Raw genomic sequence first — 11,164 nt, forward strand, 5'->3', positions numbered from 1 at the left:
CCCGGCCCCGGCCCCGGGCGTGGGGGTGGGGGCACTGTTGCCCAGGGCGTCGGCCAGGGCCTGGTCGCGGCGGGCCTCGCCCTTCTCGCGGTGCCCGGCGCCGGCGACCAGTTGGGCGTCGTCCAGGTGGTGCAGGCCACCGTCCTGCCGGGCGGCACCGACCACGGACACCACCCGGGAGCGCACCCTGGCGGCCCGGTTGGTCACCACCGCGGCGCGGGAGGCCAGGCCGCGGGCCCGGTCGGCCGACCACGCCAACGCGCCAGCCGGGGTGGACTCCACCGCCGCGAGTGCCCCCATCAGGGTGTCCAGGGCCGCGTCGACCCGGTCGAACGCAGCATCCACTGCGCCCAACGGGTCCGGGCCCGTCGCCTCGGGGGCCGGCGAGCCAACACCCACCGCCGGGGCGCACCCCGCCCCGGATCCCACGTACTCGAACCTGTCGCCCACCACGCCCCCCTTCCGACGTGCCCCGTGACCGGACCCCCGTCCGATCAACTACCCCCAGAATAGTACACACAACCTACTCGAAACAACCCCTTCATCGGACATGTGGACGAGCAGCGCCCATCCCGTCCCGTCCACAGCCGGCCAGCCGGGCCGGCCGCCGAACCCCACCCCCTCGCGCCCGCAGCCCCCGAGGTGGTCCACTGCCCCCCATGAACATCGCCAGCCTCCTGACCCAGACAGCCGCGCGGCACCCCGACGGCACCGCCCTCATCCAGGACGACACGCGTCTCACCTATGCGCAGCTCCACGGCGCCACCGCCGCCGTCGCCGGGTACCTCCGCGCCCAGGGCCTCGGCCCCGGCGACCGGCTGTGCCTCATGCTCCCCAACGTCGTGCCGTTCGTGCCCTTCTACTACGCCGCGCTCTCGCTGGGCGCCGTCGTGGTCCCCATGAATCCCCTGCTGCAGGACCGCGAGATCTCCCACTACCTGAAGGACTCCGGCGCCACGCACGTGGTGGCCCTCGGCGGTGATGCCGGGGCTGCCCTCGGCGGCGACGTCGCCGGCGTGGCCGCCCGCCACGGCGTGACCGCGCACCTCGTGGACCCCGCATCGGGCCTGGCGCCGTTCCTCGGCGACCCGGTCACCGAGGTCGTCGAGAAGGACCCGCAGGACCCGGCGGTGATCCTCTACACCTCCGGCACCACGGGCCGGCCGAAGGGCGCCGAGCTCACCCACGCCAACCTGCTCTCCAACGTGCGCACCACCCACGAGACCCTCATCCAGGTGGAGCCGGGCGAGGTGGTCATGGGCTGCCTGCCGCTCTTCCACGTGTTCGGCATGACCTGCGCGCTCAACCTGTCCGTGCTCGCCGGTGCCACGCTCACCCTCCTGCCACGCTTCGACGCCGCCACCGCCCTGGCGATGGTGGAGCGCGACCGGGTGGCCGTGTTCGAGGGCGTGCCCACCATGTACGGCGCGATGGTGGCCGCCGCCCGCGCCCGTCGTGAGGCCGGCGAGCCCCCGGTCGACCTGTCCACCCTGCGCACCTGCGTCTCGGGCGGCGCCTCCCTGCCGTTGGACACGATCCGCTCCTTCGAGGACGAGTTCGGCGCCGAGATCCTGGAGGGTTACGGGCTCTCGGAGACCTCCCCGGTGGCCAGCTTCAACCACCCGGGGCGCACCCGCCCGGGCACCATCGGCCACCCGGTGCGGGGTGTGGAGATGCAGGTGGTGGACCCGGTCACCGACCAGCCCGTGGCCACGGGGGAGGCCGGCGAGCTGTGCGTCCGCGGGGAGAACGTCATGGCCGGCTACTGGCGCAACCCCGAGGCCACCGAGCAGGCGGTGCGCGGCGGCTGGTTCCACACCGGGGACCTGGCGACGGTCGACGAGGACGGCTTCTTCCGCATCGTGGACCGGGTCAAGGACATGGTCATCCGCGGTGGCCTCAACGTGTACCCGCGGGAGGTGGAGGAGGTGCTGTACGAGCACCCGGACGTGCTGGAGGCCGCCGTGGTGGGCACCCCGCACCCGGAGCTGGGGGAGGAGGTGACGGCCTTCGTCGTGCCCCGCCCCGGCGTGCTCGGCGCGGGGGACCTCGCCGACGCGGAGTCGCCCGCCGCCCGCGCGCTGGCCGACGCGCTGCGCCAGCACACCCGGGCCCAGCTGGCGGCGTACAAGTACCCGCGCCACGTGCACTTCCTGCCCGAGCTGCCCAAGGGACCCACCGGCAAGATCCTCAAGCGCGAGCTCCACTGAGTGGGACCAGCCCGTCCACAGCCCGATGCGGGAGCCCGTCCCCGGGCGCCGCTCGTCCCCACCCCGCTCCGCCCCGGGCTGCCCGCGCCGTGGCGCCGTGCCTACGCTGGGGGCAGTCACCACCATCGGCGGCCTGCGCCGCCACGAGGAGGAACCATGACCCCCGAGCAGCACGCCCCGGGCACCTACGCCCCCCGCGAGGAGTTCACCGCGCGGGCCAACGTGTCGGCCCAGGACGCCGAGCGCGCCGCCGCCGACCGGGAGGCCTTCTGGGCCGAGCAGTCGCGCGCCCTGCTCCCGTGGCGCACGGACTTCACCCAGGTGCTCGACTGGTCCGAGGCCCCCTTCGCCCGCTGGTTCGCCGACGGCGAGCTGAACGCCGCGTATGCCTGCCTGGACCAGCACGTGGAGGCCGGCCGGGGCGACGAGGTGGCCATCCACTGGGTGGGTGAGCCGGAGGGCGACACCCGCGACATCACCTGGCGCGAGCTGCTGGAGGAGACCTCCCGCGCCGCCAACGTGCTCACCGACCTGGGCGTCAAGGCCGGCGACCGCGTGGCCATCTACCTGCCGATGATTCCCGAGGCCGTCGTCTCGATGCTGGCGTGCGCCCGCATCGGCGCCACCCACTCGGTGATCTTCGGCGGCTTCGCGCCCAACGCCATCCGGGCCCGTGTCCGTGACGCCGAGGCCACCGTGGTGATCACCGCCGACGGCGGCTACCGCAAGGGCAGGACCAGCGCGCTGAAGCCCAACGTGGACGAGGCGCTGGGCGAGGGCGAGACCACGGTCAAGAAGGTGCTGGTCGTGCGCCGCACCGGCGAGGACGTCGGCTGGCACGACGGCCGCGACCTGTGGTGGCACGAGGCCATGGAGTCGGCCTCCCCGCACCACGAGGCCCAGCCGATGCCGGCCGAGCACCCGCTGTTCATCCTGTACACCTCGGGCACCACGGGCACGCCCAAGGGCATCTTCCACACCACGGGCGGCTACCTCACGCAGGCCGCGTACACCGCCAAGGCTGTGCTGGACCTCAAGCCCGGCCAGGACGTGTACTGGTGCACCGCCGACGTGGGCTGGGTGACCGGCCACTCGTACATCGTCTACGGCCCGATGGCGCTGGGCGTCACCCAGGTGCTCTACGAGGGCACCCCCGACTCCCCGCACAAGGGGCGCTGGTGGGAGGTCGTGGAGAAGTACGGCGTCACCGTGCTCTACACCGCGCCCACCGCCATCCGCGCGTGCATGAAGTGGGGCGACGACATCCCCGCTCAGTACGACCTGTCCTCGCTGCGCCTGCTGGGCAGCGTGGGCGAGCCGATCAACCCCGAGGCGTGGACCTGGTACCGCGACCACATCGGCGGCGGCACGGCCCCCATCGTGGACACCTGGTGGCAGACCGAGACCGGCGCCATGATGATCGCCCCGCTGCCGGGCGTCACCGAGCTGGTGCCCGGGTCCGCGCAGACCCCGGTGCCCGGCATCTCTGTGGACGTCGTCGACGAGGAGGGCCGATCCGTGGGCAACGGCGAGGGCGGCTACCTCGTGGTCCGCGAGCCGTGGCCGGCCATGCTCCGCGGCGTGTGGGGCGACCCGCAGCGCTTCCGCGACACCTACTGGTCGCGCTTCGAGGGCATGTACTTCGCCGGTGACGGCGCCAAGCGCGACGAGGACGGCAACATCTGGGTGCTCGGCCGCGTGGACGACGTCATGAACGTCTCCGGCCACCGCCTGAGCACCTCGGAGATCGAGTCGGCCCTGGTGAGCCACGACGCCGTGGCCGAGGCCGCCGTGGTGGGTGCCACCGACCCCTCCACCGGCCAGGCCGTGGTGGCCTACGTCATCCTGCGAGGCGAGGCCGCCGAGTCCCGCGGCGAGGGCGGCGATGATGACGCGCTGGTGGCCGACCTGCGCGCCCACGTGAGCAAGGAGATCGGCCCGATCGCCCGTCCGCGGGACATCACGGTCGTGCCGGAGCTGCCCAAGACGCGATCTGGCAAGATCATGCGTCGCCTGCTGCGTGACCTGGCCGAGGGCAAGGAGATCGGTGACGTCACGACGCTGGCGGACCCGTCGGTGATGGATGCGCTCCGTCGCCGCTGACCCCTCGGAGGCCCCATGAACAGCACCCCACGCTGCCTCGGGCGACTCGCGGCAGGGGTGCTGTCCATGGTGCTGCTGGGGGGCTGCAGCGGGGGGCCGGGGACGACACCCCCGACCGTGGAGCCCGTCCCGGTGACCACACCGGGTGACGCGAGCACGCAGACGAGTGACGACGCGCCGGTGTCCATCCCGCCGCGCGCGTCCGAGACGAGGAAGCTGACGCCGCTGGAGTCGCACCAGCGCGTCGGCTTCCTCATGCCCTCGGAGAACGTCGCCTGCCTCATCGAGGAGCAGGGCGTCACCTGCGACATCCGCAACACCAGCTACCAGCACACGGTGGTCAACGCCGCGGACTGCGTGGAGCCGACGGTGGAGCTCTACCGTGACCGCCCGCAGTGGACCTGCTCGCGCAGCTCGCGCTTCGTGGACGCTCAGGTGCGCAACGACGGCGAGTGGGTGCGGCGGGTGCCCGGCGGCGAGGTGGTGCGCATCAACAGCATCCAGCACGCGGTGCTGCCCTACGGCCACCAGCTCGAGGCGTTCGACTTCCGCTGCGCGAGCAAGAAGTCCGGTGTGCAGTGCGTGCGGCTCTCGGACCACCGCGGGTTCCGGTTGGCCTCCCAGGACTACGAGCTGTTCTGAGCCCGGGTCGGTCCCGGCGTCAGTCCAGCCCCTCCCGGAGGTCCGGGATGCCCTCGATGTCCGTGACCTCCCCCTGCTCCCCGAAGGGACGGGACGCCGGCTCACCGGAGACCCCGAGCCACGCCTCGTGCTGCTCGGTGCGCTGCTCGGCACCCTTCCCCCACTGTGCGGTGCAGTCCTTCCGGTCCCGCCCCTCGGGGCAGAAGGCGTGGGCCACGGCGAGGCGCTCGGTGCCGCTGCGCCAGCCCTGGCGCCAGTCCACGTCCAGTCCGGTGAAGGAGGGCAGGCGGTCGGCGCCCGGGTCCTGTGCCTGCAGCACCAGGTGGATGCGGGTGGGCGGCGTCTCGGCCTGCTCGCCCTCGCCGCAGGCTGCGAGGCGGTCGCCGTAGGACACGACGTGGTCCCGTACCGGCCACCCGGAGCCGCCGCCGGCGCTGGGGTGGTCGCCCAGCTCGTCCGGGTTGAGCGAGGAGTCCACCACGACCCGCTCGAGGGTGAGCCCCTGGGCGCCGACCAGCCGGACGTCCTCCACCCGCACCTCGTCGCGGACCTCCCGCCCCGGACGGCCGATGGTGCACCCGGGCACCTCCACCCACACCAGGCCCGGCACGGTGACGGTCCCGTCCGCCACCCCGTCCACGGCGGTGCGGCTGCCGGCATCGCCCTCGAGCCACACCACGTCCCGCCCCGGGTCCACCTGCTGGAGCACCGTCAGGCCCAGTGCCAGGCCACCCACGACTCCGGCTGCCGTCGCGATCTCGCGTGCGCGTTCGTTCACGGGCTGATCGAACCACGCCCGATGCGCTGTGCGCGGGGAGTGTGGCCGAACCGTGACGCAGGGGCCCGCGGCGGGTCCGCGCGGTGCGGGGTCAGTCGCGGTCCTCGTCGCCCTGTCCGACGCCGCCGGGGCGGGCGGGCCACCAGACCCGGTCGCCCACGAGGTCGACCACGGCCGGCACCACCACGGTGCGCACCAGCAGGGTGTCCACGAGGATGCCCAGACCCACGATGATGCCCACCTGCGTCAGGGTGATGAGCGGCAGCACGCCGAGCACCACGAACACCGCGGCCAACACGATGCCGGCGCTGGTGATGACCCCGCCGGTGGCCGCGACGGCCCGCACCATCGCCGAGGGGGTGTCGGGGCGCCGGCCGGCCACGAGCTCCTCCCGGGCGCGCACCACGAGGAAGATCGTGTAGTCGATGCCCAGGGCCACCAGGAACAGGAAGGCGTACAGCGGCACGGAGATGTCCAGCGCCGGGAAGCCGAAGACGTGCTCGCTGAGCAGGGCGCCCGCCCCCATCGCCGCCAACGACCCGATGACGCTGATGAGCACCAGCAGCACCGGCGCCACCAGCGAGCGCAGCACCACCACGAGCACCACCAGCACCATCACCAACATGAGCGGCAGGATCACCGTCATGTCGCGGATCACGCCGGCGCGCTGGTCCACAGCCTGGGCCTCGCTGCCGCCCACCAGGGTGCCAGCGGCGGCACCGGAGGCGGCTTCGCGCACGGACTCCACCACCGATCGCGCCTCGGCGCTGGCGGGGGCGGTGTCCAAGGTCACCTGGACCCGCTGCCAGGTCCGGCCGTCCACGGTGGCGGCCTCACCCGGGCGGGCGCCGGTCACGCCCTCCACGCCGTCCACCGCGGTGAGCACCTCGGCGGTCTCGGGGGCCGGGGGAGTCCCCGGCTGGCCGCCCTCTTGGCCCGCGGGGGGACCCGCCTCGTCCGCACCCGGGGGCGGGCCGGCCTGGTCACCACCCGCCGGCGGGCCGTCTCCTGGCTCCCGGGGGGCGGGCGCCTCCTCCACCGGTACCAGCACGTCCAACGGGGTGGCGGCCCCGGCCGGGTAGTGCTCCTCCAGGGTCTCCAACCCGGCCACGGACTCGGCCGCCACCCGGAACTGGTCGGCCTGGGAGAGCCCGATGCGGGTGCCCACCAGGCCCAGCGCCATCGCGCCGAGGACGAGCAGCGAGGCCACGAGCACCGTCGCCGGGCGGCGAACCACGGCGGTGGCGATGCGGTGCCACGGGCCGGACTCGGTGCGGTCGGGCTGGCCGGGGCGGGGAACGAACGGCCAGAACAGGCCACGGCCGCACACCGCCAGCGCTGCCGGCAGCAGGGTGAGCGCAAAGAGCACCGCCACCAGCAGGCCCACGGTGGCGGCCACGCCCAGTGAGCGGGTGGCCGGCTGCACCGCCATCACCAGCAGCGCCAACGTGAGCACCACGGTGAGGTTGCTGGCCCCGATGGCGGGCAGCGCCGCCCGCCACGCACGGGCCAGTGCCCATCGGTGCTCGGGGGTGTCGCGCAGCTCGTCGCGGTAGCGGCTCACCAGCAGGAGGGCGTAGTTGGTGCCGGCACCGAACACCAGCACGCTGGTGATGCCGGAGGTGGACCCGTCGAAGGCCAGGCCGGTGGCCTCGGTGAGGGTTCCGGCCACGAGTGCGGCCACCCGGTCGGCCAGGGCCACCACCACCAGCGGCACCAGCCACAGCACGGGGGAGCGGTAGGTCACCAGCAGCAGCACCGCCACCACGGCCGCAGTCACCAGCAGCAACCGCACGTCGGCCCCGGCGAAGGCGTTAGAGACGTCGGCGGCGAAACCGGCCGCACCGGTCACCTCGGCTGTGGTGTCGGGGGCCAGGTCGTCGGTGGCGTCGCGGAGCGCCTGCACGACTTCCGGGCCGTCGGCGTCCAGGGCGTCGGAGACCACCGGTACCACCAGCAGGGCCGCCTTCCCGTCCTCGCTGGGCAGCGGTCCGGTCACCCGGGCGTCGTCGGGGCGGGCGTCGGCCGGTAGGGCCTCCAGCAGGTCGGGCCCGGTCTTCCCGAGCGCGCCCAGGGTCGCCTCGTCCAGGCGGCCGCCGTCCTCGGTCGTCACGACCACCACGGCGGGGGCGGTGTCACCGCCGGGAAAGCCCTCCAGCACCCGGGAGACCTGGGCGGACTCGGCGTCCTCGGGCAGGGCCGCCGGGGCGTTGGCGCTGCCGGCACCGGGCAGCAGCACCAGCGCGGCCGCGGCCAGGGCCAGCATGAGCAGGGCCACCAGCGGGGCTGTCACGCGGCCGGTCAACCACGTGGCCGGGCCGGTCACCGCCTCGCTGGTGTGGCCCTCCGGCTCTGGCCAGTGGGCGCGGCCCGTGCCCGGTTGCGGACCCTCCTGGGTGGTGGAACCGGTGGGGCGGGGAGCGCGGGTGGCCGACATGACCGGATTCTCTCAGGGTGCCCGCCTCATCCGCGGTGCGAGTCGTGGCCGAATCGTGACCCACACTCCCCGTGCGCCACCCCCGCGGCAGGGGGCGGACAAGTACGCTGCCCCCCATGGCCACGTCGACGATGACCACCTGGTGGAAGGACACTCCGCCGCAGCACCTGCCCGGACTCCTCCACGGCACCGCGGCCGAGTTCCCCGACCGCGTGCTGGTGAACCGCCGCCAGGGCCAGACCTGGGTGGACCTCACCGCGCAGCAGTTCCTCGACCACGTCAACAGCGTGGCCCGCGGGCTGGTGGCTGCCGGCGTGGAGCCCGAGGACCGCGTGGTGCTCATGGGCAAGACGCGCTACGAGTGGGCGCTGCTCGACTTCGCCATCCTCTCCACCGGGGCCGTCACGGTGCCGGTGTACGAGACCAGCTCGACCGACCAGCTGGCCTGGATCATGGAGAACTCCCGCGTCACCTGGGCGCTCGTGGAGTCCGATGCGATGGCGGCCACCGCCCGCGCGGCGGCCGCAGCGGCCGGCACGGAGCTCCAGGGTGTCTGGGCCATGGACGGGAAGGTCACCGAGGACCTCGACCAGCTCATCGCCGGCGGCGCCGAGGTGGAGCAGGCCGAGATCGACCGCCGCTGCGAGGGCCTGCAGCCGGAGACGCTCGCCACCCTCATCTACACCTCGGGCACCACGGGCCGCCCGAAGGCGTGCATGCTGCCGCACCGCGCCTTCATCGACGAGGTGACCGCCGCCTACGAGGGCCTGCCGGAGCTCTTCGAGGACGAGGCCTCCACCCTGCTCTTCCTGCCGCTCGCGCACGTCTTCGGCCGCATGGTGCACTTCGCCGTCATCGGCGCCGGCGCCCGGACGGGCCACTCCGACATCGCCCGCGTCACCAAGGACCTGCCGGTCTTCAGGCCCACCTTCGTGCTCGCCGTGCCGCGTGTCTTCGAGAAGATCTACGAGTCGGCGCACCTCAAGGCCACCCGTGCGGGACGCGGCAAGGTGTTCGAGGCGGCCACGAAGGTGGCCATCGCCTACTCGCGTGCCCTGGACTCCGGCCGCGTGCCGGTGGTGCTGCGCGCCCGCCACGCCCTGTTCGACCGCCTCGTCTACCGCAAGGTGCAGGTGGCGTTCGGTGGGCAGCTGGTGTGGGCCATCTCCGGCGGGGCCGCGCTGGGGGAGCGCCTGGGCCACTACTTCCGCGGCATGGGCGTGAACGTCCTGGAGGGTTGGGGCCTCACGGAGACCTCCGCGGCGGCCGCGGTGAACCGCCCCTCGATGCAGAAGATCGGCACCGTGGGCGTGCCGCTGCCCGGGTTCGAGGCCCGCCTGGACGCCGAGGGCGTCATCGAGGTGCGGGGCGGCCACGTGTTCACCGGCTACGAGAACAACGCCGAGGCCACCGCCGAGGTGCTGGCCGACGACGGCTGGTTCTCCACCGGCGACCTGGGTCAGGTGGACGAGGACGGCTACCTGCGCATCATCGGCCGGGCCAAGGACATCCTCGTGACGGCGGCCGGCAAGAACGTGGCCCCCGGCCCGCTGGAGGACATCCTCCGCGGCGACCGGCTGGTGAGCCAGGCGATGGTGGTGGGCGACGGACGCCCCACGGTGATGGCCCTGGTGACCCTCGACGAGGAGCAGGTCCCCGAGTGGCTCAAGGAGCACCACCGCGAGGTCGTGCCGGTGTCCGAGCTGGTGGACGACCCGCAGGTGCGCGAGGTGGTGCAGCGTGCCGTGGACCGCGCCAACCGGTCGGTGAGCAAGGCCGAGGCCATCAAGAAGTTCACCATCCTGCCGCGGGACTTCTCGCTGGAGGAGGAGGAGATCACCAACTCCCTCAAGGTGCGCCGCCACGTGGTGATGGAGCACTTCGCGCAGGAGATCGAGGCGATGTACGGCAAGAACACCTCCCCGTTCCGTGACTGACCAGCAGCTGGCCACGGCCAAGCCGCACTACGCGGCGCGCTGGGAGAACCGCATACGCGGCCGGGTGGCTGACGTGCTGCGCTCCCGGGGCTGGCTGCCCCACCCGGCGGCGTTCACCGGGTACGGGACCACCGAGGCCGCCCGCGTCTACGCGCGGATCCAGCTGCGCCGCCCGGAGCGTCCGGGCGCCCTGCCGGCGACGGTGGCCGACGTGCAGCAGTTCCTCACCCGCCGCGGGTGGCGGGCCTTCGTCAGCGCCCCCGATGCGGGGGTGCCCGTCAAGGTCACGCTGGGTGCGGCCACGATCATGGCCCGCGCCGACCGGGGCGGCTACGTGGAGCAGGTCGTCGGTGGCCACGGCCTGCCGCCGGGCACGCACCGGGTGACCTTCGAGTGCCCGGGCGGGGCCACCGCGGAGGCGGACGTGCACATCGCCGACCCGGCTGCCCGCATCGGGTTGGTGAGCGACATCGACGACACGGTGATCAGCACGCACCTGCCGCGCCCCCTCATCGCGGCGTGGAACACCTTCGTGCTCACCGAGCAGGCGCGCACGGTGGTGCCGGGCATGGCCGACGCCTACCGGGCGGTGCTGTCCGCGCACCCGGGGGCGCCGGTCTTCTACCTCTCCACGGGCGCGTGGAACACCCAGCCGTTCCTGCACCGCTTCCTGCGCCGCCACGACTTCCCGGCCGGCGCCCTGCTGCTCACCGACTGGGGCCCCACCAACACGGGGTGGTTCCGCTCCGGGCGCGAGCACAAGACCCGCCACCTGCAGCGCCTGGCCCGCGAGTTCCCGGACGTGCGCTGGGTGCTCGTGGGCGACGACGGCCAGCACGACCCGGCCATCTACGACGAGTTCGCCGATGCCCACCCGGGGCACGTGGCGGCCATCGCCATCCGGCAGCTCACCGTCATCGAACAGACGCTGAGCCGGGGCCTGCCCATCGCCCTCGCCGAGCTGGTGCGCAAGCACCGTGGGCGGGTGCCGGTCCTCGCCGCGGGCGACGGGTTCGGGCTGCTGCCGCAGCTGCTGCGCGCTGTGGGTGGCCGCGCC

7 protein-coding genes and 1 pseudogene are annotated in these 11,164 nt (G+C 73.6%); 5 read left to right on the top strand and 3 right to left on the bottom strand.

The features are described 5' to 3' along the window. A pseudogene (locus HMPREF3099_RS00185) lies at positions 1-450 on the bottom strand (hypothetical protein); the annotation flags it as partial. Between the two features lie 209 nt (positions 451-659). On the opposite strand from HMPREF3099_RS00185, the gene HMPREF3099_RS00190 reads away from it, so the two are divergent. The 3 genes from HMPREF3099_RS00190 (at position 660) to HMPREF3099_RS00200 (ending at position 4,955) form a co-directional block, all read left to right on the top strand. Continuing rightward, positions 660-2,210, top strand: coding sequence for a long-chain-fatty-acid--CoA ligase (locus tag HMPREF3099_RS00190; RefSeq protein ID WP_070703205.1), 1,551 nt, complete (start codon positions 660-662; stop codon positions 2,208-2,210). A gap of 156 nt (positions 2,211-2,366) precedes the next feature. Beyond that, positions 2,367-4,313: an acetate--CoA ligase gene (gene acs, locus HMPREF3099_RS00195; RefSeq protein ID WP_070703206.1), complete on the top strand. Its 1,947-nt coding sequence runs from the start codon at positions 2,367-2,369 to the stop codon at positions 4,311-4,313. 15 nt (positions 4,314-4,328) lie between these two features. Continuing rightward, complete coding sequence (locus tag HMPREF3099_RS00200; RefSeq protein WP_141494243.1) at positions 4,329-4,955, top strand: hypothetical protein; 627 nt, start codon at positions 4,329-4,331, stop codon at positions 4,953-4,955. 19 nt (positions 4,956-4,974) lie between these two features. On the opposite strand, the gene HMPREF3099_RS00205 is transcribed toward HMPREF3099_RS00200, so the two are convergent. Beyond that, on the bottom strand, positions 4,975-5,733 hold the full coding sequence (locus tag HMPREF3099_RS00205) for a hypothetical protein (protein ID WP_141494242.1): 759 nt from the start codon (positions 5,731-5,733) through the stop codon (positions 4,975-4,977). A 91-nt stretch (positions 5,734-5,824) separates the two neighbouring features. Then, positions 5,825-8,170: an MMPL family transporter gene (locus tag HMPREF3099_RS13640; RefSeq protein WP_269149646.1), complete on the bottom strand. Its 2,346-nt coding sequence runs from the start codon at positions 8,168-8,170 to the stop codon at positions 5,825-5,827. Between the two features lie 116 nt (positions 8,171-8,286). Here HMPREF3099_RS13640 and HMPREF3099_RS00215 point away from each other — a divergent pair, with 116 nt between their 5' ends. Next, complete coding sequence (locus HMPREF3099_RS00215) at positions 8,287-10,107, top strand: AMP-dependent synthetase/ligase (RefSeq protein ID WP_070703209.1); 1,821 nt, start codon at positions 8,287-8,289, stop codon at positions 10,105-10,107. Beyond that, positions 10,100-11,164: App1 family protein (locus tag HMPREF3099_RS00220; protein ID WP_070703210.1), on the top strand; the 1,065-nt coding region annotated here is incomplete at its 3' end. The genes HMPREF3099_RS00215 and HMPREF3099_RS00220, both read left to right, overlap by 8 nt.

It is taken from the genome of Kytococcus sp. HMSC28H12 (assembly GCF_001816045.1).
Lineage (GTDB): Bacteria > Actinomycetota > Actinomycetes > Actinomycetales > Dermatophilaceae > Kytococcus > Kytococcus schroeteri.